At 36.0% G+C, this 22562-nt stretch carries 27 protein-coding genes; 20 read left to right on the top strand and 7 right to left on the bottom strand.

The window, feature by feature from the left end; all coding sequences use genetic code 11:
* Positions 1-56: 56 nt before the first annotated feature.
* Both NXS11_RS08000 and NXS11_RS07995 read left to right on the top strand, forming a co-directional pair.
* A complete protein-coding gene (locus NXS11_RS08000) occupies positions 57-716 on the top strand; it encodes a HipA family kinase (RefSeq protein WP_259200394.1) in 660 nt (219 codons plus the stop codon).
* A 45-nt stretch (positions 717-761) separates the two neighbouring features.
* Positions 762-1487 (top strand): hypothetical protein, encoded by a 726-nt coding sequence (locus NXS11_RS07995; RefSeq protein WP_259200393.1) that lies wholly within the window; start codon positions 762-764, stop codon positions 1485-1487.
* 149 nt (positions 1488-1636) lie between these two features.
* On the opposite strand, the gene NXS11_RS07990 is transcribed toward NXS11_RS07995, so the two are convergent.
* On the bottom strand, positions 1637-2416 hold the full coding sequence (locus NXS11_RS07990; protein WP_259200392.1) for a hypothetical protein: 780 nt from the start codon (positions 2414-2416) through the stop codon (positions 1637-1639).
* A gap of 525 nt (positions 2417-2941) precedes the next feature.
* On the opposite strand from NXS11_RS07990, the gene NXS11_RS07985 reads away from it, so the two are divergent.
* The 8 genes from NXS11_RS07985 (at position 2942) to NXS11_RS07950 (ending at position 10417) form a co-directional block, all read left to right on the top strand.
* Positions 2942-3271, top strand: a complete 330-nt coding sequence (locus NXS11_RS07985) for an MFS transporter (RefSeq protein ID WP_259200391.1) — start codon at positions 2942-2944, stop codon at positions 3269-3271.
* 3 nt (positions 3272-3274) lie between these two features.
* On the top strand, positions 3275-4132 hold the full coding sequence (locus tag NXS11_RS07980; RefSeq protein ID WP_308445706.1) for an MFS transporter: 858 nt from the start codon (positions 3275-3277) through the stop codon (positions 4130-4132).
* A gap of 414 nt (positions 4133-4546) precedes the next feature.
* Positions 4547-5545 carry a hemolysin family protein gene (locus NXS11_RS07975; RefSeq protein ID WP_259200390.1) on the top strand — a complete coding sequence of 333 codons (999 nt, stop codon included), beginning with the start codon at positions 4547-4549 and terminating at the stop codon, positions 5543-5545.
* A gap of 454 nt (positions 5546-5999) precedes the next feature.
* On the top strand, positions 6000-6848 hold the full coding sequence (locus tag NXS11_RS07970; RefSeq protein WP_259200389.1) for a DUF72 domain-containing protein: 849 nt from the start codon (positions 6000-6002) through the stop codon (positions 6846-6848).
* Between the two features lie 12 nt (positions 6849-6860).
* Positions 6861-7685 carry a sulfite exporter TauE/SafE family protein gene (locus NXS11_RS07965; RefSeq protein ID WP_259200387.1) on the top strand — a complete coding sequence of 275 codons (825 nt, stop codon included), beginning with the start codon at positions 6861-6863 and terminating at the stop codon, positions 7683-7685.
* Positions 7686-7701: 16 nt separating this feature from the next.
* Positions 7702-9021 carry a bifunctional metallophosphatase/5'-nucleotidase gene (locus tag NXS11_RS07960; RefSeq protein WP_259200385.1) on the top strand — a complete coding sequence of 440 codons (1320 nt, stop codon included), beginning with the start codon at positions 7702-7704 and terminating at the stop codon, positions 9019-9021.
* An 85-nt stretch (positions 9022-9106) separates the two neighbouring features.
* Positions 9107-10024 carry a lipoyl synthase gene (gene lipA, locus NXS11_RS07955; RefSeq protein WP_373319394.1) on the top strand — a complete coding sequence of 306 codons (918 nt, stop codon included), beginning with the start codon at positions 9107-9109 and terminating at the stop codon, positions 10022-10024.
* 18 nt (positions 10025-10042) lie between these two features.
* On the top strand, positions 10043-10417 hold the full coding sequence (locus NXS11_RS07950) for a YutD family protein (RefSeq protein ID WP_259200384.1): 375 nt from the start codon (positions 10043-10045) through the stop codon (positions 10415-10417).
* Positions 10418-10504: 87 nt separating this feature from the next.
* Here the strand turns inward: NXS11_RS07950 and NXS11_RS07945 are convergent, their stop codons facing one another.
* Positions 10505-10771 (bottom strand): DUF3055 domain-containing protein, encoded by a 267-nt coding sequence (locus tag NXS11_RS07945; RefSeq protein WP_259200382.1) that lies wholly within the window; start codon positions 10769-10771, stop codon positions 10505-10507.
* A gap of 98 nt (positions 10772-10869) precedes the next feature.
* Here NXS11_RS07945 and NXS11_RS07940 point away from each other — a divergent pair, with 98 nt between their 5' ends.
* The 3 genes from NXS11_RS07940 to NXS11_RS07930 are packed head-to-tail and all read left to right on the top strand — an operon-like array spanning position 10870 to position 13060.
* Positions 10870-11301 carry a DUF86 domain-containing protein gene (locus NXS11_RS07940; protein WP_259200381.1) on the top strand — a complete coding sequence of 144 codons (432 nt, stop codon included), beginning with the start codon at positions 10870-10872 and terminating at the stop codon, positions 11299-11301.
* 3 nt (positions 11302-11304) lie between these two features.
* Positions 11305-12090, top strand: a complete 786-nt coding sequence (gene nucF / locus NXS11_RS07935; RefSeq protein ID WP_259200380.1) for a 5' nucleotidase NucF — start codon at positions 11305-11307, stop codon at positions 12088-12090.
* Positions 12091-12094: 4 nt separating this feature from the next.
* Positions 12095-13060 (top strand): 2-hydroxyacid dehydrogenase, encoded by a 966-nt coding sequence (locus NXS11_RS07930; protein ID WP_259200379.1) that lies wholly within the window; start codon positions 12095-12097, stop codon positions 13058-13060.
* A gap of 52 nt (positions 13061-13112) precedes the next feature.
* Here the strand turns inward: NXS11_RS07930 and NXS11_RS07925 are convergent, their stop codons facing one another.
* Complete coding sequence (locus NXS11_RS07925) at positions 13113-13448, bottom strand: YuzD family protein (RefSeq protein ID WP_259200377.1); 336 nt, start codon at positions 13446-13448, stop codon at positions 13113-13115.
* Positions 13449-13551: 103 nt separating this feature from the next.
* Between NXS11_RS07925 and NXS11_RS07920 the strand changes: the two genes are divergently transcribed.
* Positions 13552-13794, top strand: a complete 243-nt coding sequence (locus tag NXS11_RS07920) for a NifU family protein (protein WP_044360536.1) — start codon at positions 13552-13554, stop codon at positions 13792-13794.
* A 52-nt stretch (positions 13795-13846) separates the two neighbouring features.
* Here NXS11_RS07920 and NXS11_RS07915 read toward each other — a convergent pair whose 3' ends face one another.
* Entirely contained in the window at positions 13847-14911 is a 1065-nt protein-coding gene (locus NXS11_RS07915) for an NAD(P)/FAD-dependent oxidoreductase (protein ID WP_259200375.1), read from the bottom strand.
* A 408-nt stretch (positions 14912-15319) separates the two neighbouring features.
* Between NXS11_RS07915 and NXS11_RS07910 the strand changes: the two genes are divergently transcribed.
* The 6 genes from NXS11_RS07910 (at position 15320) to NXS11_RS07885 (ending at position 21174) form a co-directional block, all read left to right on the top strand.
* Positions 15320-15556 (top strand): YuzB family protein, encoded by a 237-nt coding sequence (locus NXS11_RS07910; protein ID WP_259200374.1) that lies wholly within the window; start codon positions 15320-15322, stop codon positions 15554-15556.
* A gap of 12 nt (positions 15557-15568) precedes the next feature.
* Positions 15569-15928, top strand: coding sequence for a HesB/IscA family protein (locus tag NXS11_RS07905; RefSeq protein ID WP_259200372.1), 360 nt, complete (start codon positions 15569-15571; stop codon positions 15926-15928).
* Positions 15929-16260: 332 nt separating this feature from the next.
* Complete coding sequence (locus NXS11_RS07900) at positions 16261-17463, top strand: NAD(P)/FAD-dependent oxidoreductase (RefSeq protein ID WP_259200371.1); 1203 nt, start codon at positions 16261-16263, stop codon at positions 17461-17463.
* Positions 17464-17648: 185 nt separating this feature from the next.
* A complete protein-coding gene (locus NXS11_RS07895) occupies positions 17649-19121 on the top strand; it encodes a M17 family metallopeptidase (RefSeq protein ID WP_259200370.1) in 1473 nt (490 codons plus the stop codon).
* Between the two features lie 340 nt (positions 19122-19461).
* The gene (locus NXS11_RS07890; protein WP_259200369.1) at positions 19462-20775 is read left to right on the top strand and encodes a Na+/H+ antiporter family protein; all 1314 of its coding nucleotides are present in this window, start codon (positions 19462-19464) and stop codon (positions 20773-20775) included.
* Between the two features lie 24 nt (positions 20776-20799).
* The gene (locus NXS11_RS07885) at positions 20800-21174 is read left to right on the top strand and encodes a PaaI family thioesterase (protein WP_259200368.1); all 375 of its coding nucleotides are present in this window, start codon (positions 20800-20802) and stop codon (positions 21172-21174) included.
* Between the two features lie 282 nt (positions 21175-21456).
* Here NXS11_RS07885 and NXS11_RS07880 read toward each other — a convergent pair whose 3' ends face one another.
* The 3 genes from NXS11_RS07880 to NXS11_RS07870 are packed head-to-tail and all read right to left on the bottom strand — an operon-like array spanning position 21457 to position 22562.
* Positions 21457-21813 carry a Na+/H+ antiporter subunit G1 gene (locus NXS11_RS07880; RefSeq protein ID WP_259200367.1) on the bottom strand — a complete coding sequence of 119 codons (357 nt, stop codon included), beginning with the start codon at positions 21811-21813 and terminating at the stop codon, positions 21457-21459.
* Positions 21791-22084, bottom strand: a complete 294-nt coding sequence (locus tag NXS11_RS07875) for a Na(+)/H(+) antiporter subunit F1 (RefSeq protein WP_259200366.1) — start codon at positions 22082-22084, stop codon at positions 21791-21793. The genes NXS11_RS07880 and NXS11_RS07875 overlap by 23 nt, the downstream gene beginning before the upstream one ends.
* Positions 22074-22562 carry a Na+/H+ antiporter subunit E gene (locus NXS11_RS07870; protein WP_259200365.1) on the bottom strand — a complete coding sequence of 163 codons (489 nt, stop codon included), beginning with the start codon at positions 22560-22562 and terminating at the stop codon, positions 22074-22076. The genes NXS11_RS07875 and NXS11_RS07870 overlap by 11 nt, the downstream gene beginning before the upstream one ends.

Raw genomic sequence — 22562 nt, 5'->3', positions numbered from 1 at the left:
TTTTTCAGAATATATAGTAAACTCCAAACACTTAAATATATAAGGAGAAAAGATTGGTGGAACAATTAACAGAAATCACGAGTTTAGTAGGAGAGTATTTTTCGACAGACCCGCTATATGCCAAAATAGAAAATAAAGTTGTTGTTGTTAAACACATAAACAATCCTCAAGGTCATTATGCTTTATTTAATGAATATGTGGGATATTCTTTGGCAAGTAAACTAGGTATTCCAACTCCTGAATATGGGTTTGCTATTTTTAAAGAGAATAAAACCAAGAATTATTTGGCACCTGAGTATTCAATCAAAAATGATGATATTTTTTCATATACAAAGCTTGAAAATGCAGTGATACAAATTGATAGCCCAGTATACACAGAGGCAATCGATATTGAAGAAATTATTAAATTAATAATTTTTGATGTGTTTATTGCAAATTACGATAGAAATAAAGGGAATTTATTATTAAAGATGCCAAAAAAAGGGAAGAAAGCACGTTTATTTCCAATTGATTATACGCACATTTTCCCCGGGCAATGCATATGGATTGATGTTTTGAGACAACCATTACCAAGTATAAAAGAAATTGTTGATGAAGTATTTTCCTATGGTGGACATCAAAATTTGATTGAAAATAGAACAATTGATGAAAAGACAATAGATGAAGTTGCCCGAGATTTTAAAAAGATATCTATCCAGGAATATACGGGCTTTTGATTATATAATAAAAGAGATAAAGCATTATTTAGTGAGGTGATTAAAATGTTTAAAGTTAAGTATGCTAGTTTGAATTATTATCCTGATGTATTTTTAATATCAAATATAGCAGTGGCAGTTGCATTTCAAGTTGAGGGTGAGTCGTATTATAAAAATTACTTTAATATAATGCCTAAAAAGAAAAAACTTTATACATTTGATGATGAGCTTGATCCATTATTTACTAATATGATGTTAAATGCCATAAAAGAAAATATTCTAAATTACCATGGAGAGTTGTCAAAATTCACATTTCATTATGTTAATAATTTTAAGTTTGATAATATTAGTACAAAATTATTTAGTACTTTAGCAGAAGCGGAGAAATTTATTGAGGACACAACAAGATATGTTTTGTACCCCTCTATGAGTGATGACAAGAAAATGACAGATAAAGAAAAGAAAAAATATATTGATGCATATTTGAGAAAAACATATGAAGAAGTTAATAAGTCTTATGTTATTAGAGGAGAAAATAAAAAAGACAGAATAAGAGTCGATTTTATGGTTAATGATGTTAATGGTAGAGCACAAAGTTTTAAAATAATCAATAAGTCGAATCAGGCAATGCATACAATAAGATCACTTGCATTACATGCAATCATGAATAAAGAAAAATTAACATTTATCCTTGAAGAAGATATGGAAAGTGAAAGAGATTATATTATGAGTTTAAATCAAGAGAACATCAAAGTAATTGAAAGAAAAGATTTAATAATAGGAATTCGTTAATTACTCTTGTATATATCATGTTAATAATAGAATAAGTCGTTTTCTATAGATTAATAAATCAAAGGTATCAAGCCATTTAAGACGTTTACTTAGATGGCTTGATACCTTTTTTAGGTTGTTCAGCCTCTATGATGGGAAAATAGTGGCCGTTAAATATCATCTTTAAGATAATGCCATATACTAGGTGAAAAAATATTTAATAAATACTTTCCTTTTTCTATATCGTTTATATTTTTAGTTAATTGTCCAATTCTTACATAAGCAATACCAGCGTATTTACCGTTTTCATATTTTATAGCTAGTTTTAATGCTTTATCATAAAATGATTTACTTTTCTGAAAATCTAACTCAGATAGATATCTACCAGCGTTTAAATAAAATGCAATTTCTGTTTTATAAAACTCGTCAAAGTTTCTAAGCGCGACAAAATTTTTTTCTAATATCTGTATAATGCCTTTGCTTTGAGATAATGGAAATAGATAAAAGATATGAGATAACAAAAAGATATCACTAGGCGTATAGGCGTTAAAAGACTTCAAGCTATTCCATATTTTTTGGGCGAAGTTTTTAGCTTTATCATACTCATTGTGATGCATATAATGGATACTTTTTAAAAGATAGTACATATTTTTATCTAACGACTTGTATTTTTCCATTAAACACATAAGTTCATTTTCATTGTTTGAAATTTCTAGTTTTTTAATTTCCTTTATCAAATGATACTTTGATAATTTACTATCATCTTTAGATAAAAATATAAATTCTTCAATAGAAATCCCTAACCTATCTAATGATAATAGAAGGTCTCCTACAATTGCATTAGATATATCTTTTTCTAGCTTATCATATGCATATTTGGACATTAAGCCATTATAAATATCGAATTTTGACAGGTTTTTTCCGTCTCTAATATTATGAAGAATATTCATTTTATCATTCCTTCTCAATATAATATTAAAGTATCATTATACCGTAATTATCTTTTTATTAAGATTTTTGTACAAAATTCTAACAAAATGATTATTAGTAAATTGATGTGATAATCTATTGATATAGTGATTTGATACAATGAATTCAAATTGGAACTAGTGAAAACTAATAAAAAATGATTCATCGTTTTATACCGAAAGCACATAATATATCTAATATCTCAGAATTATTTATAAAGAAAATACAATAATATATGAATGACTATCCTAGATAAGATTTTGAATTACAGTACAGCACATCATGAAATGGCACAGTATTTAGTCTCTATTAAATAATCCAAGGCTAAATACTTAGCTTTGATGACCTGTTGAGGCTAGAAGAATTAAAATTAATCCATTCTCAACAGGTTCGACAACCAAAATTGATGAGTGATTCAATAGTTATAGGTGGCTAACTTAAATGAAATTTGTATCAAAAGAAATCACACCATATATTTACTGAATGTTATAAAAGGGGATCGGACAATGATTAACAAGAATTATACATTATTATTTTTAGCATCTTGTGTGTCGACGTTGGGGGCATCTATGACATATATTGCATTGTATTGGTATTATTTTGAACAGACGACGGTCACATCATTAACATTGTTAACAACAGCAACTTTTTTAGCGGGCTTTGTGTTCAATTTGTTTTTAACGCCACTTTGCGATAAATATGATCCTAAAATTTTGATGAGAACGACGATGTTGATTCGTTGTATATTATTACTTTCTGTAGGATTGATGATGTATTTTTTTGATATAAGCATTTATTATATGGTCACTATGATGATTCTCTTAGTTGCTTTGTAATCTATTTATGATCCTTCATCAATTAAGATTATTACAAGGATTGTTAAAGAAGATGAATATGTCACAGCAAATTCTTGGTTATCTATACTTGACCGTATGGGATTTTTAATAGGGATGTTATTAGGTGGTATTATTATCGCAGTCATTGAGATGGAAATGATTTTACTTATCGAGGCAGTTTCATTTTTTATCGGCTATATTTTACTCTATTTTCTTCAAGAAACGTATAAAGTTAATGAAGAAACAGAGGAATCAACTAATTATTTTGTACTATGGAAAAATGGGATTACTTATATTTTTAGAACAAGGTGGTTATTGTGGATTGCGGTCACTGCTATTGCAGCAAACTTAGCGATTACGCCGACGGTCACATTGCTTATTCCGTATACGTCTAAGGTGTTACAAGGTCAATCATTTCATTACTCTATATTAGAAATAGCTAGTATTTTAGGTGGTATGAGTATGGCTTATTTGATTGGCAAATTCAAAATACAAAAACTATTTCATTGGTTTATTATTGCAGCTCTGTTACAAAGTATGTGTATTATCTGTTTAAGTTTTAATCACACAATCGGTATAGCAATGGTATTATTATTTTTACTAGGTACGTTTATTTCATTATTCAATGTGCCATTTACGACAATTTTACAGAAATATGTACCTAACTCTTATCTAGGCAGAGTGAGGGGTGGCATGGTTGCTTTATCAACTGGTTTATCAAGTGTTGGTTACGCCCTTTCAGGAGTGATTTCTGAAAAAGTGGGGATTGTAGAAGCGATATTAATATATGGTTTATTAGGTATGATCGTTATTGGTGCTATCGCATTGATGAAGCCATTTACAGGTGTCACTATAGATTAATGGTGTTAGAGAATGTATGCTAGTCGATTTGAAAGCTTTATAAGCGAAGTAAAAGTAATATCACTTGTAGCTGCTGATAAATAAAACGAAATGTCAGATGAACAAGACAAAGAAATGAGGGTGACAAACGAATAGAAACAGAAATTATGGGTTATGACACTTGCACATAGAATTGAAAAGCAATAAGGTATCCTGAACGATTAGTTGTTACTGAATAAAACGTTGTTCAATGTGCGGTGTTCATAAAATTTCATGATTGTCCCTCTTGCATTGTTCCATCGTAGAATATGGATACCTGTTGCTTGCTTTTCAAACAGTCATATAAGAAAATATAATTGTATATAATGCTTCGCCAATAAAAGATGGTAGAAGCGTTTTTTATTAAATGCAACAGTTGATGAGGAGGACTGCTTAGTGATCATTGCGATCATTTTATTAATCTTTGTATCATTTTTCTTTTCGGGAAGTGAGACAGCACTGACTGCAGTAAACAAAGTAAAGCTCAAATCAGAATCTGATAATGGAAATGCAAAGGCTACAAAGTTATTAAAGTTATTAGAGAAACCGAGCGAATTTATTACAACAATTTTAATAGGGAATAATATCGCCAATATTTTATTACCGACACTTGTGACAATTCTTGCTGTGGATATGGGTATCAACGTTGGTGTGGCATCAGCAATTTTAACAGTAGTCATTATTATGTTTGCGGAAGTGATTCCTAAGTCTATTGCTGCGACATTCGCTGACCCAATTGCACGACTCGTGTTTCCAATCATTCGTTTTTTCATGATTATTTTTCGACCTGTTACAGTCATTCTTAATGCGATTACAGATGGTTTGACACACTTTTTATCGCGCGGACGTGAAGTAGAGAAGATGTCGAAAGAAGAAGTTCGGACAATGGTTGCCATTGCTGGAACAGAAGGTGCTTTCAATGAGATGGAACGCAATCGTATTCAAGGTGTCATGAATTTTGATCGTTTAAAGATTGATGATGTCAGCAATACGCCACGGGTCAATGTGACATCTTTATCAGTAGAAGATACGTACGATGAAGTTTACGATGTTGTGATGAATCACCCATATACACGCTATCCAGTCTATGAAGGAGATATAGACAATGTGGTTGGCGTGTTTCACTCGAAATATTTGTTGGCGTGGAGTAAAACACCTGAAAAAACATTGATGGACTTTTGTTCTGAACCATTATTTGTGTACGAGCACAACCGTGCAGAGTGGGTATTACGTAAGATGACTATTACACGTAAACATATGGCGATTGTTTTGGATGAGTACGGTGGTACGGACGCAATTGTTACGCATGAAGATTTAATTGAAGAAATGTTAGGCATGGAAATTGAAGATGAATTGGATCGTGAAGAACAAGAAAAGTTAAATCGTATTCGTTAGTAGAAAATAAAGCGTATGTTCAACTTGGCACTGCATTTTTAACGACTTGAGAAAGTGGCGTAAAATCGGCGCATCAGTTATTTTAAACAGCATTGAAACAGAATCTTAAGTGGTAAAGCAACAAGAGGGATACGAAATGCTGATATTGATAGGAGGCATTAAGCATCAAGTTTTGCCATAGCCAATTCAAAATGATTTGACAAAACAAATACGTGCAACAGCAGCAAAAATGGTCAAGCGGAATGGACACATATATGGAGTGGACAAGGTGCACGACTATCCAGAGATACAGATGTAAAAATTTGATACATCAACTTATGACGGAGGCACAACTATAAGTAGACCAGTTCAACTTGTAGTTGTGCCTGCTTTTTAGAGGTGAAAACAGAATGCTATAAGGTGTTGTTGTCAGTGTGGTACGATGAATGTGCTAAAATAGAAAGGAAGAAATTGAATGATAGAGATTGGCCTGACAGGATGGGGAGACCATGATAGCTTATATGAAGATTTACAGAGAAAAACAGACAAATTAACGACATATGCGAGTTACTTTCCAATTGTGGAGTTGGATGCCTCATATTATGCTATTCAACCTGAACGTAATATGGTGAAATGGGTGAAAGAAACACCGAATCGCTTTAAGTTTGTTGTGAAGATTCATCAAGCGTTGACGTTACATGCAGATTATCACGATTTTGCGGAATCGATAGACGATTTATTTCATGAATTTCGGTTAATGTTGAAACCGTTAATTGAAGCGGATAAGTTAGCGATGGTGCTAGTACAGTTTCCACCATGGTTTGACTGTACAACACCGAATGTGAACTATATTCGTTATGTGCGTAAGCAATTAGAAAATCTCCCTGTATGTATTGAGTTTCGACATCGTTCATGGTTTTCTGATGATATGAAAGAACATACGCTTACTTTTTTAACTGACAACCAATTGATTCATGCGGTATGTGATGAGCCACAGGTTGGTGAAGGCTGTGTGCCGTTTGTGAATCGTATTACACATGCAACGGGGTTAGTTCGTTTGCATGGGCGTAATGTAAATGGTTGGACGAAAAAAGATATGACGGATCAAGAATGGCGCAATGTTCGTTACTTGTACCAGTATAGCGACGAAGAATTAACAGAATTAGCGACGAATATACGGATACTTGAACATAAGGCAGAGAAGATTTATGTGATTTTTAACAATAATTCGGGAGGCCATGCGGCAGGAAACGCTAAAACATTGCAGCGCTATCTCGGTATTGATTATGAGGGGTTGGCACCACAACAGTTAAAGCTATTTTAAGGAGACGTTATTATGAGTGTCATTATTTTAATATTAGTTGGTTTTTTATCAGCTGTTATCGGTTCTATTGTAGGTATTGGTGGCGGTATTATCATCGTGCCAACATTAATTTATTTTGGTGTTACCCTCGATGTTCTTCAAGGGATTACTCCACAGACTGCGATTGGAACATCTTCAATTATTCTGATTGTAACGGGGCTCTCATCTACGCTTGGTTACTTAAAGCAACAACAAGTTGATGTTAAAAACGGTATGATTTTCTCCGTGGGTATTATTCCTGGGGCGCTCATTGGTGCCTATCTTAGCCAATTTTTAACATTACATTCATTCAATCGTTACTTTGGTATCTTTTTAATTTTTATTGCGATTTTATTAATGATTCGTCATAAAATTCCACCTATCCAAGCATTTCAGCAGGAACGTTATATGAAATCATTTACTGACGCACATGGTGAAACATATCGCTACGGTGTTGTCCCATCTATTGCAATTACTATGTCATTCCTTATTGGTCTAACATCAGGTTTATTTGGTATCGGTGGGGGTGCTTTGATGACACCATTGATGTTACTCGTATTTCGTTTTCCACCACATGTTGCTGTAGGTACGAGTATGATGATGATTTTTTTCTCGAGTATCACAGGTTCGATTGGTCACATCGTCTTGGGCCATGTTTTATGGGGCTATAGCCTGATATTAATTATTGCAAGTTGGCTAGGGGCGCAACTTGGCGTTAAAATTAATCGAACGGTTAAGTCAGATACGGTGGTGCTTATTTTAAGAATTGTCATGTTAATCTTAGGTATTTATTTAATTACAAGCTCATTTTTTAGCTAAAGGAAGGTGTATATAGATGCGTGTCACACTTTATCATACGAATGATATACATAGTCATCTCGATGCATTCATGAGCATTTCTGCGTACATGGCAGAACATCGTCCTCAGCTTGATCATCCATCGTTATATGTAGATATTGGTGATCATATAGATTTATCTTTACCCGTGACAGAAGGTACGATGGGGAAACGAAATGTGCAATTGTTGAACGAAGCACAGTGCGATATTGTGACAATTGGTAATAATGAAGGTATGACGATGGCGCATGATGCCTTGAACACGTTGTATGATGATGCGCGCTTTACGGTGACATGTGCAAATGTTTTTGATGTAAAGGGACAATTGCCCAATCATTTTGTTCAGGCACATATTAGAGAGATAGAAGGCGTGCGTTTTCTCTTTGTTGGAGTGACCGCAGCCTTTACCCCTTTTTATCGTGCATTAGATTGGGTTGTGACAGATCCACTTGCGGCGATACAAGATGAAGTGAAGCGATATGCAGGAGCATACGATATCTTGATTGTATTGAGTCATGTAGGTATCTTTTTCGATGAACAGTTGTGTGAAGTATTACCTGAAGCGGATGTGATACTTGGTGCACATACACATCATCATTTTTTAGAAGGTAAAATGGTGAATGGTGTGTTGATGGCTGCAGCAGGTAAATATGGTCATTTTTTAGGCGAAGTGACATTGGATATTGAGAACAAGCAAATTGTCAATAAGCAAGCGATACTACATCCGTTAGAAACTTTGCCCAAAGTGTCGACTTACTTTGATGAAGAAGGGCGTCAATTGTTAGATCAGCCAGTAGTTTCTCAAGCAATGACGTTGCAGAGAGAGACGAATTTTATCACACAAGCCAGCTATGAATTGGCGAAAAGTATTCATGAATTTATAGGTGCGGATTGTACGATTATTAATGCTGGTCTTATGGTTACAGGCTATCAAGATAAAGTATTAACAGAGTACGATATTCACCAAATGTTACCGCATCCTATTAATACGGTGCGTGCCAAAGTTTCTGGGCGTACACTTAAAGAAATCTTGCTCACTGCACGTGAACAGACGTATATGTATGAACGAGCTCAAGGTCTGGGTTTTCGAGGAGATGTTTTTGGTGGATATATTTTATATGATGCCGGTTATATCGCATCGAGCAATCGCTATTTTATTAAAGGTGAAGAAATAGAAGATGATAAAATATATGTGCTCGGGACAGTTGATATGTACACTTTTGGTCGCTATTTTCCAATGTTGAAAGGGCAAAAGATGGAATATCTAATGCCGGAATTTTTGAGAGATATTTTTAAAGCACACCTTCAACGCAGTTAAAACATAAAGCAAGTGCATTTTAATTTTACAGAAAGTCCGTTATAATAAACGAAGAGTTAAATTTCACAGGAGGGTATCCGCTGCTATGGCTACAAAAAATGAAGAAATTTTACGCAAACCAGATTGGTTGAAAATAAAGTTAAATACTAACGAGAACTACACTGGCCTTAAGAAGATGATGCGTGAGAAAAACTTGCATACCGTATGTGAAGAAGCTAAGTGCCCAAATATACATGAATGTTGGGGTGCACGTCGTACAGCTACATTTATGATATTAGGCGCTGTATGTACGAGAGCGTGTCGTTTTTGTGCTGTTAAGACAGGGTTGCCAAACGAATTGGATTTAGGTGAACCAGAACGCGTGGCAGAGTCTGTAGAAATGATGAACTTGAAGCACGTTGTTATTACGGCTGTTGCACGTGATGACTTGAAGGATGCAGGTTCTAATGTATATGCTGAAACAGTACGCAAAGTTCGTGAACGTAACCCATATACAACAATCGAAATCTTACCATCAGATATGGGTGGGGATTATGAAGCGTTGAAAACTTTAATGGCTGCACGTCCAGATATTTTGAATCATAATATCGAAACAGTACGTCGCTTGTCACCAAGAGTGCGTGCACGTGCAACTTATGATCGTACGCTGGAATTCTTACGTCGTTCTAAAGAATTACAACCTGATATCCCAACGAAATCAAGTATCATGGTTGGTTTAGGTGAAACCATTGAAGAACTTCATGAAACAATGGATGATTTACGCGCGAATGGTGTAGATATTTTAACAATTGGTCAATACTTACAACCATCACGTAAGCATCTAAAAGTACAAAAATATTACACACCACTAGAGTTTGGTAAACTGCGCAAAGTTGCAATGCAAAAAGGTTTTAAACATTGTCAAGCTGGTCCGTTAGTACGTAGTTCATATCATGCTGATGAGCAAGTTAATGAGGCAGCTAAAGCAAAGCAACGTCTTGGCGATGAGCAGCTTAATTCATAATAATTAGGTGATACGAGGATGATCAAGGCAGGCAATCACTATTTCGAATTGATTGAATCATATCGGTCTGGCTTTAATGAAGAGGATTTTATCGCACGCTACTCAGAAATTCTCGACAAGTATGATTTTGTTGTCGGAGATTATGGTTATGACCAACTCCGATTAAAAGGATTTTATCGAGATTCTTATAAAAAGGCGGATTTCAATAAGCGTTTTTCTACAATTCAAGATTATTTATTAGAGTATTGTAATTTTGGTTGTGCTTATTTCGTTGTTCGTCGTTTATCTAAACAAGAAGTCGAGCAATATCACGCATTAGAAGCAGCTGATATTGATGAAGCAGATAAATTAAAAGACGTCAAAATTCAGCCGACAATTCAAGGCGAATCATAATGAATACCCTTTATGCATGAGAGGCATCAGCACATCTTTTGTATAAAGGGTGTTTTTGTATCATTGAAGCGTTGGCATACTGCCCAGTTAGGCAATGATATCACTGAGATATTCTGTGATTTCTTTGCCTTCCGCTTCATTGACACCTAGAATATAAGCAATGTAACCTTCTTCCTCTAAGTCATCTGTGCCAATAATACCGAATTTATTTGTTTGTGTGTTCAGCACAAGTGTTTTGCCATAATGTCTATCTGTTTGGAGTAATATTAGATCATAGCGACTTTCTTCCCCAATAAAGCCAACGAACCGAACTTGTGAGGGCTCGATATCATCATATAAAAACATATCTATCATTTTTAGCGACTCCTTTAAATTCATTTATAGCAAGTATAGCGAGAAATGAAGTTCGGTGCAAAATTATGATATGATAGATAGGAATAGAGGTGACGTGTATGTATTTTGTAGATAAAGAACAACTATCAAAAAAACTCACATACTTACAGCAATTAACAGAAGATTATGAGTCAGTCAAAGCCAATCACTACGCATTTGAGCGTGTTGCTCAGATGTTGATTGAGGCATCTGTTGATATCGGTAATATGATTATTGATGCATTCATTTTACGCGATCCGGGCAACTATAAAGATGTTGTTGATATTTTGGCATTAGAAGGTGCAATATCAGAAGAGACAAAAGTCGTACTCCATGAAACAATTGATGTGCGTCGTCAATTTGTTCACCTTTACGATACGCTGGACAGTGCGTCTTTAGTACCTTTGTTCGATCGAGCGATACCTTATTATCAACAATTTATTGAGGAAGTCTTACATTTTTTGGAAAATGAAAATGTACCAGTAACAGCATTTGGCAAAGGAGCACAATAGTAGATGAAAACATACAAAGCATATTTAATAGATTTAGATGGTACGCTTTATAGAGGGAGCCAACCAATCGAAGGGGCATCGGCATTTATTGATGGCTTGAATCGTTACGATATTCCACACTTATATGTGACGAACAACTCGACGAAATCACCCGAAGATGTGGTAGAAAAGTTGGCATCAATCGGTATTGAAGCACAACCAGAAGAAGTGGTAACGTCTGCAATGGCGACAGCAGATTACATTAGTAGCGAAAAGCCAGAAGCAACAGTCTATATGATTGGCGATACAGGTTTGAAATCGGCATTAACAGACGCGGGCTTGATTGTAAAAGATGCAATTGATGTGGATTACGTCGTTGTTGGCTTGGATGAACAGATTAACTATGAAAAATTAACAAAGGCAACACTAGCCGTTCAACGTGGTGCAACGTTCATTTCAACAAATAAAGATCCATCGATTCCTAAAGAGCAGGGCTTTTTACCAGGTAATGGTTCTTTGACAAGTGTTGTAACAGTCTCATCCAAAACGGAACCAATATTTATTGGCAAACCTGAAAAACCTATTATGCAAAAAGCGTTAGATATATTGCAGTTAGACAAATCAGGTGTTGCGATGATTGGTGATTTATACGATACAGACATTATGTCAGGTATTAATATTGGAATTGATACGATTCATGTGCAAACAGGTGTAACATCCAAAGAAGAAGCGTTAGCAAAAGACATACCACCAACATATAGTATTAAAGATTTAACAGTCTTGTTGAATGAAATTGAAAAAGGGCAGTGATGACATGGAGAAAATTTTAGTAACACGCCGAATTCCTGAAAAATTTAAGCAACGTTTAGAAGCACTCGGTGAAGTCGTAATGTGGGATCATCATCTAACACCAATGCCACGTGACCAATTTTTAGACGTTGCAGCGGATAAAACAGTATTGCTTGTGACTTTGAGCGAGCAAATTGATCGTACATTGTTTGAGCATGCACCGAATTTGAAAATTGTTGCAAATATGGCAGTAGGCTATGACAATATTGATTTAGTTGAAGCAGAACAACGTCAAGTCGTAATTTCTAACACGCCGCATGTCCTAACAGAAACTACTGCCGAGCTAGGGTTCTCATTAATGATGGCAGCTTCTCGCCGTTTATCTGAAGCAATTGATTATGTCAGAGAAGGTAAATGGGAAAGCTGGGGACCCTATCTTCTTGCTGGTAAAGACATTTATCGCGCGAAAGTCGGTATATTTGGTATGGGTGAGATTGGCAGAGCGTTAGCACGCCGTTTAAAAGGGTTTAATGCAGACATCCTTTACCATAATCGTACACGTAATACGAAGGCGGAACATGAGCTTGGTGCATTTTATACTTCGTTTGAAACACTGGTTCGTGAGAGTGACTTTATAGTGTGTACAGCACCATCAACGCCTGAAACTCAGAATAAGTTCAACAAAGCAGTATTTAAAATGATGCGCAATGACGCCATATTTGTCAATATTGGTCGTGGCGATATTGTGGTAGAAGAAGATTTAGTTGAGGCACTCAAGACTGGTGAAATTGCGGGTTGTGCTTTAGATGTAGTACGCGATGAACCTATTCGTATGGATCACCCACTGCTCAAGTTACCGAATGCACTGATCACACCACATATTGGTAGTGCTACGGTGTTAACACGTGATCAGATGGTACAAACATGTGTGTTAAATATTGAAGACGTTGTACATGGTAAATCTGCACGTAATCAAGTATTTGCTAAATAAAAAAACGGCAGTATCTCAAGTTTTGTTAGGAGATATTGCCGTTTTTTAACGATTAGTCCGTTGTATCAGTGACACCAAACGTCTTTGTGATATAGCGTTTTAGTGGTTTAAGTTGAATATAGCCATCTGCCACATAAGCATCGTTCATTGTGATAAGCGGATAGAAGAGTTCGTCATTGCGAATCTGTTCAATAAATTGTTCGTCATGGTCTGTTAAGCAATCGACATCGTTAATAATATCAATGTATGTGAATGAAAAATCAAGCTCTGGATATTTTTTAGGTAATAGTGTTTGTAACCAATCAAATGTATTGCGTGCACTCGGTGCATTGACACAACTTGCGCATACGGTTTCAGCACCATATACTATTACGCTTACTTTTGTCATCTGAGTATCCCCCTAATTAATACAATAGATTTTCAATACCATTTCTATTATAATAAGAAAAAGAAAGAATATGAACCATTTACCTTGAAAGGAGGCATTGCATATGCCAACTGAAGATACAACGATGTATGATCAAGTAGCGGAAGTTATCGAGAAGTTGCGCCCATTTTTATTGCGTGATGGTGGTGACTGTGCATTAGTTGATGTTGAAGATGGGATTGTAAAACTTCAATTGCTTGGTGCTTGTGGAACATGCCCAAGTAGTACGATTACACTAAAGGCAGGTATTGAACGTGCGCTTGTAGAAGAAGTACCAGGTGTGATTGAGGTAGAACAAGTATTTTAATAACATAGATAAAGAGCCTGTGGTATTTTGCGCCACGGGCTCTTAATATATTTTAGCCATTATGATGTTTGTATAACCAGAGGACACCAGATTTTAAAATAGAAGCTAGACGTCCAGTGACTGTTTTATCCATCAAATAAGCAAAGCCTTTCTTTTCGCCTAAAGCACCTAAAAAACCTTGAATTTTAATGTCAGGCATTTTTTCAGGTAGTGGTTTGCCCTGCCAGATTGTCTTAAGAACATAGGCAATTTGATCGGCTTGTTCTTCTGCAAGTTGTGCACTTGGTGCGAAAGGTAAGTTAGCACAATCGCCAACAACATAGACATTTGGATACGTCGGAATTTGATGATATTGGTTGACAATCACACGACGACTTTGGCTATGTTCCACGGGTAAGTTACGCACAAGTGCCACGGGTTGTATTCCCGCAGTCCAAACGATTAAGTCGTGTTTATTTTCTGTATCCTTGTTATACAAAACGCCAGGTGATACCTTTACAATATTTGAGTTAGGTACAACAGTTACGTTATGTTCATCAAACCATTTTTTGACATAATTGCTCAATTTTTCAGGAAATTGATTTAAGATACGCTCACCGCGATCGTATAAAAAGATATCAAGGTCATCTCGACTTTCACGCAAAGCGCTTGCTAGTTCAATACCACTTAATCCTGCGCCTACGATACCTACTTGCGCACCGCTTGGTAACTCAGAGATATCATGGTATGTCTTACGTGCAGCAGCTAAAGTTTGAATGCTATATGTATGTTCTTTGGCGCCTGGTACGTTGTGATATTTATCTTCACATCCAAGACCGATTACAAGCTCATCATAATCTACACGTGATTGCCCAACAGAAATAATTTGACTATCAAGGTCAATATCAGTGATTTCTCCATAAACAGTGTTAATTCGTTCATCTTTTGGAAAGTTGACACGAACGTCTTTGTCAGATTTTGAGCCTGCAGCAAGTGCATAGAATTCGGTTTTTAAGCCATGGTATGGCATACGATCTATTAATGTCACTTGATAATCTTGTGGCAATACCTCGGGTAAAATCTTAGACAAGATTCTCATATTACCATAACCGCCACCTAATAAAACTAAACTTTTCATCTTTTGACTCCCCTTTAATCACGAAGATAAGAATATTAGCGTACACTAACAATGCCCCTTTTCTTGTACGCATATCATACGCAAGAACGTAAAAGTTTGATAATTGTTCATATTTAATTATAGACTTTTTTTGAAGGGCTTACAATGATATAAAATAAGGTTGTGAGAGAAACAGAGTGCATGAGTTAATAAAGCGCATGTGGTTTGTAGCGCTATATCGTTTCGGTTTCAGTGATTATATGAGCCCTGTTATAGCGACGAGATATAATATTTGCTATAATGACAGCAGTTAATTTGATAATGAGGTTGTGAAGCTAGCATTTAATGATTGTCCAGAAGCTGAGAAATGGTCTGCTAGTTGTACGCAACTTCTACTATGTTCAAACCATAATAAAAAGAGGGTGTAAGATGAATCCAATTGTCGAATTCTGTATCTCGAATTTAGCGAGAGGTTCACAAGCTGTATTTGAAGCTTTAGATCAAGATCCGAACGTTGATGTGTTGGACTACGGCTGTTTGCAAAATTGCGGTGTTTGTAGTTCAGGGCTATATGCGTTAGTGAATGGTGATTTGGTAGAAGGCGATACCTCTGATGAATTGTTACAAAATATTTATGCACATATAGAAGAAACTTGGATATTTTAAGGAGGGTTTATAATGGCTACAGTAACATTAACTGAGGCAGCAGTATATGAAGTTAAAGATATGTTGAAACAAAATGATATGCCCGATGGCTATTTAAAAGTCAAAGTCAACGGTGGTGGTTGTACAGGGCTGACATATGGTATGACGGCTGAAGAGGCGCCTGGAGAACAGGACGAAGTATTAGAATTTTATGGGTTGAAAGTACTAGTTGATCCAGAAGATGCACCAATATTGAATGGGACTACAATTGATTTTAAACAATCACTCATGGGTGGTGGATTCCAAATTGACAACCCAAATGCGATTGCTTCTTGTGGTTGTGGTAGTTCATTCCGTACTGAAAAAGTTGCAGGTACGCCTGAAGAGTGTTAGGGAAAATAAGAAGTGGCTTGAAAAAGCATTATTTTTCTTTCAGGCAGCTATAGTTTGATAGCTAAATTCATAATTAAATATATAAGAATGTAGGATATGTGGAAATAATCTAATTGGTGAAGAAAAAGCGATGGATTGTTTCCATTTTGCTTGTTGAAGCGTTTTCAAAATAGGGTAATAAATATGAAAGAAATTGTTTGAAAGCTTGAATTCACTATTGAAAAACTATAAACTAATAGATGACTAACTTTAACAATTTGTGTACTGTTAAATAATCGTGGGTATACAGTATCAAATGTATTAATAATATGATGAAGGAATAGGTGAAGAGAATGGCAGAACGTAAAAAAGTACTCGTTTTAGGTGCTGGTTATGCAGGACTACAAACTGTGGCAAAACTCCAAAAACAACTTTCAGAAGAAGATGCACAAATTACGTTAATTAACAAAAATGATTATCACTATGAATCAACTTGGTTACACGAGGCTTCAGCGGGAACAATCAGTTACGAAGACTTATTGTATCCTATTAAAAGCGTGCTTAAAAAGCATATTGAATTTGTTACAGCAGAAGTAACAAAAATTGATCGTAATGCTAAAAAGGTTGAGACAACACGTGGCATTTTCGATTTTGACATTTTAGTTGTTGCTTTAGGCTTTGAATCAGAAACTTTTGGTATTGAAGGCATGAAAGAACACGCATTCCAAATTGAAAATGTTCATACTGCACGTCAAATTTCACGTCATATTGAAGACAAGTTTGCAAATTATGCTGCATCAAAAACAAAAGATGATAAAGATTTAGCTATTTTAGTTGGAGGCGCAGGTTTTACAGGTGTCGAATTTTTAGGTGAGTTGACAGACCGTATTCCAGAATTAGCTAATAAATATGGTGTGGATCAAAGCAAAGTAAAAATCACTTGTGTTGAGGCAGCACCTAAGATGTTACCTATGTTCTCTGAAGACTTAGTTAACCATGCAGTAAGCTATTTAGAAGAACGCGGCGTTGAATTCAAAGTAGGAACACCTATTGTTGCTGCAAATGAAAAAGGATTTGTTGTTAAAGTTGATGACAAAGAGCAACAATTAGAAGCAAATACAGTTGTATGGGCTGCGGGTGTTCGTGGTAGTAACTTGATGGAAAAATCATTTGAAGGCGTTAAACGTGGTCGCATCGTAACGAAACAAGACTTAACGATTGATGGTTATGATGACATCTTCGTAATTGGTGATGTATCTGCATTTATTCCAGAAGGTGGAGATCGTCCATTACCAACTACTGCACAAATCGCAATGCAACAAGGTGAAAAAACAGCAACAAATATCGCACACATCTTAAAAGGTGAGCCTACTGAGAATTTCACTTATGTTGATCGTGGAACAGTATGTTCTTTAGGTCGTCATGATGGTGTAGGCGTTGTTTATGGTCGTGAAATCACTGGTAAGAAAGCAGCATTTATGAAACGTGTCATTGATACACGTGCAATCTTCAAAATCGGCGGCTTAGGTTTAGCATACAAAAAAGGTAAATTCTAAAACTTCACATATCATTTATTAACATACCTAGCGTGGTATATAATGGCTAGAGATGTTATAAGAATTTGGGCACGTGCATGGCGCATGTGCCTTTTTTTGGCTGTTCATTCAAACACATGTCAATAGATGGATTTGTAGGAGATTTGATACAATAAGTGTAATAGAGAAGAAAGGGGTATCATAATATGACACAAAGCAAAATACATGTAATTGGTGTGCCAGATCAATTCAATCAATATGTCGAAGGTGCGATTAAAGACGAAACGCTATTTGAAGCATTGAAGTCGTTGAAGGCACAGAAGTTTATCAAAGGTCATCTTGGTACGATATCTACGGTGCCAGTTTTGATAAATAACGAGCCACAAAAGGTTATAACTGTTGGTCTGGGTAATCATAATCAGCGGGAACAACGTGACTATTTAAAAATTTGGGGTACGTTATTTCAATATTTACAACGAGAACGTATTACAGATATTCAGTTATACGAGAAGACATTCTTGTCAAAAGCAATCGCACCTAAAGCAATTTTTGAAGTGATGGGCTTGCAACGAGAACAAGCAACGTATGAATTTGATAACTATCGTTCTGACAAACAAGCACCTTATGAATTAAATATTGAATGGACGTCCCAAGATAGCATTTCATTTTTAACGCATGTTAAGGACGGGCAAAAATTAGGTACGGCTATTAATTATGCACGTACACTTGGCAATATGCCACCGAATATATTAACGCCAGATCATTTAGCCACTATAGTACAAAGGCATTTTGCTGATACGCCAGTTGACGTTTCGGTGAAAGATGAACAAATGCTTCAACGTGAAGGGTTCGGACTTATTCATGCTGTTGGAAAAGGATCAATCAATCCGCCACGTCTCATTACATTGGAATATCAAGGTAATCCAGAACAACCTGATGATGTTATTGCATTAATTGGTAAGGGCATTACATATGATTCAGGTGGTTATTCTATCAAAACAAAAACTGGTATGCCGACAATGAAGTTCGATATGTGTGGCGCTGCCAATGTGATAGGTATGTTGGATGCTATTTCACAATTAGAACTGCAAGTAAATATTGTTGCTGTTATTGCTGCAGCTGAAAATATGATTGCTGCCAATGCGATGAAGCCAGATGATGTATTTACAGCATTGAGTGGTGAAACAGTGGAAGTACCTAACACCGATGCTGAGGGTCGATTAGTCTTGGGGGATGCCGCATTTTATGCTAACCAGTTTGCGCCGAAGTTAATCATTGATTTTGCAACACTTACAGGTGCTGCAATTGTTGCACTGGGTGATGACAAAGCAGCTATCTTTAACAAAAATGTTGAGCGTCAAGTGCTCGACAACCTTTTGGAAACATCAAGACGCGCCGATGAATCTGTATATGAATTACCAATCACAGATACCGAACGTCGTAATATTAAAGATTCAGAAATAGCAGATTTAACTAACCATGTCAATGCCAATGGGAAAGCATTATTTGCAGCTGCATTTGTAACACATTTTAGTGGGGATACGCCACATTTACATGTTGATATTGCAGGACCAGCTACAACAACTAAGGCATCATATAAAGGACCAAAAGGAGCAACCGGTTATATGATTCCGACAATTGTTCAGTGGATGATGTCACAATATAGTCGTCGTGCATAGAAAAAGTCATCAAGTGCAAAGTTAAGTTTTGCATAGATGTTTTATGATTAAGAGAGATTCTATGATTTAAGTGAATATCAGAAATGAGATATTGTTAATTTAAGGGTTAGGCATATTGCATAAAGAAGCATTTGTTTTCGCTCCAATCAGTTATTGTTATCGCTTTGGCTATTTTTACTAAATTCACAGCTATTAATCGTTATTTCACTTGTTCATGATTAAGTGAGATATGGTGTAAAGAAAATATTATTTTTAGAAGATATATTGACTTAATGTCCGACAGTTGTTATATTGAACACACGATACTTTAACTTGATAACGAACTAAAGGAGTGGGTGGAATGAATGCTGTGTTAATAGCAGTATTACTAATGATTATTTTATGCTTATGTCGCCTGAATGTAGTCATTAGTTTATTTATTAGTGCGCTGGCAGGAGGCATTATTGCTGGATTGTCAGTGGAAAAGACAATTTCAATATTTACATCAAATATTGTGGACGGTGCAGAAGTTGCGCTGAGTTATGCATTATTAGGAGGTTTCGCAGCGCTGATTTCATATAGTGGCATTACAGATTATCTTGTGCAGAAAGTAATTCGTGCCATTCGTGCAGAGGATACGAAAGTGTCACGCATTAAGGTGAAGAGCATTATTATTATCAGTTTGTTAGTGCTTAGTATTATGAGTCAGAACGTAATTCCTGTACATATTGCATTTATTCCAATCGTAATACCACCATTAATTAGTTTGTTTAATGAACTGAAGATCGATCGCCGTTTAATTGCGATTATTATAGGTTTCGGTTTATGTTTTCCATATGTTTTATTGCCATTTGGTTTTGGACATATTTTCCATGAGATTATTCAAAAAGGATTTGAAAAAGCACAACATCCCATTGAATTTTCTATGATTTGGAAGGCGATGTTAATACCATCTAGTGGTTATATTATCGGACTGATTTTGGCAATGTTCTATTACCGCAAACCACGTGAATATAGAGTGATTCAAACGAACGATGAGACCACAACAACTGAATTAAAGCCATATGTGCTTGTTGTGACAGTTGTTGCTATTCTCTCAACATTTATCGTCCAAACATTAATTGATTCAATGATATTTGGTGCATTGGCAGGGGTGCTTGTCTTCTTCTTATCAGGTGCTTATGTTTGGCGTAACTTAGATGATCAGTTTGTAGATGGCATTAAGATTATGGCATATATTGGCGTCGTCATTTTGACAGCAAATGGTTTTGCTGGTGTGATGAATGAAACAGGTGATGTTCAGAAGTTGGTTGAAGGATTGACAACAATCGCTGGAGATAATAAGTTTATCAGCATTATCTTAATGTATGTCATCGGCTTAATTGTGACACTCGGTATCGGATCATCATTTGCGACGATCCCAATTATTTCAGCGCTGTTCATTCCATTTGGCGAATCTATTGGTTTGAGTACCATGGCGCTAATTGCTTTGATTGGGACTGCGAGTGCGCTCGGTGATTCAGGTTCACCGGCCAGTGACTCTACATTGGGACCAACAGCAGGTTTAAATGTTGATGGACAACACGATCATATTCACGATACATGTATTCCAAACTTTGTGTTTTACAATATTCCATTGATTGTGATGGGGACTATCGCTGCACTTGTATTATAATGTCATGTAAAGGTAGGGATAGAGATGACAAACTTAATAGAGCTATTAGAGATGAAAGTAGTCGAACAACATGATGGCTATATCAAAATGACTATGCCGGTGACAGATAAGGTCAAGCAACCATTTGGCTATTTGCATGGTGGTGCGACTATGGCATTAGGAGAAACCGCTTGTTCAATGGGGTCAGCCCATCTGGTTGATACAACAAAAGAGATTCCTGTTGGTTTAGAGATGAATGTGAATCATATTAAGTCAGCAAAAGATGGCAATGTATTTGCAGAGGCATCTATTATACATCAGGGAAGAACGACACATATTTGGGAGATTCGTATCATAGATGAACAAGAGAACTTAATCAGTATCATGCGTGGAACACTGCTGATTAAACAAATAACATAATGATGTTGAGAAGCTACCATACACATTATATTTTAGTAGACAAAGCGAACAATATATCGATTGAAACATACATTGTAAGATTATGTATGGGTGTTGACGAACAAGCAATATAGAATTGTGTGCATGACTCAACATAATAAACTGCTATCAATCAAAACGACAGAAGCATTGGGCTTTGTGTATGATGAAGCTTCGGATGACTATAAAGGGCATATCATATTTACTTTTATTACATAAAAAAGCGTCTGACACGTGAATGTCAAGCGCTTTTTTTTAATGGTTCTATAATTTGGTTCCTTTCAAATCGTCTTTCACTTCATCTAGTTTTAGACGTTTTGAAGCTGGTGTTTTAAGGTTGTATGCTGCTTTCAAAACCATGTGACTAGCGATTGGACCAGTGATAAAGACGAATACGATACCGATAAGAAGGTGGAAGTTAACATAGCCTTCTTTACCAATAAAGTAGATGAATGTGCCGGTTAATAGTAACATAGCACCAAGTGTTGCTGCTTTCCCGGCAGCATGTGCACGGGAATAGACATCATCTAAGCGCAACATACCGATTGCTGCAAGTGCGCTAAATAAAGCACCTGATATGACAAGGATAAGACCAATGCTAATCACGATTGTTTCTGTCATGTTCAATCACCTGTCCTTTATCCATAAATTTCGCGAATACGGCAGTTCCTAAAAAAGCTAAGATACCGATTAAGAGAATGGTTACAATCATATAGCGTGTGCCTAAAATAATTGAGAATAACCCGATAACTGCCATCAATTGTATACCAATCGCATCTAATGCGACAACACGGTCTGGCAAGGTTGGCCCCAAGATGACACGTACTAAGATTGCCAAGATAGAGAGTACGACTATCACGAGCGCAATAATTATAAAAATATCATAGTTCATCGTATTCACCGACCTCTCTAACCGCTTTTTCCAGCGATTCTTTAATGCCTGCAACTTCTTCTTCTTTTGTAGAAAAATCTAAACAATGAATATATAGACGTTTCATATCATCATTCACACCGATAACGACTGTCCCTGGTGTGAGTGTAATTAAGTTACAGAGTAATGCAACTTCCCATTTGTATTTCAAATCAGTCTCATACACGAAAAAGGCTGACTCGTTTTTAATTTGAGGTTGAAGAATAATACGCAATACCCCGATATTCGCTTTAATTAATTCTGAAATAAATACAAAAATCAATTTAACCACATTATATAGTGTCACAACATAAAAGCGGCCAGGTAAGAGATTGCGCATGAGATAGACAAGTCCCATGGCAAACAGATAGCCAAGCACGAACGAATTCATTGTGTAGCTTCCAGTTAGAAATAACCAAAAGATAGCAAGTGCCATGTTGATTACGATTTGTACTGCCAT

Source organism: Staphylococcus americanisciuri (assembly GCF_024814435.1).
GTDB classification, from domain to species: Bacteria; Bacillota; Bacilli; order Staphylococcales; family Staphylococcaceae; genus Staphylococcus; species Staphylococcus americanisciuri.
The sequence above is the reverse complement of the archived record's forward strand: the minus strand, read 5'-3'. Positions and strand labels throughout refer to the sequence as shown.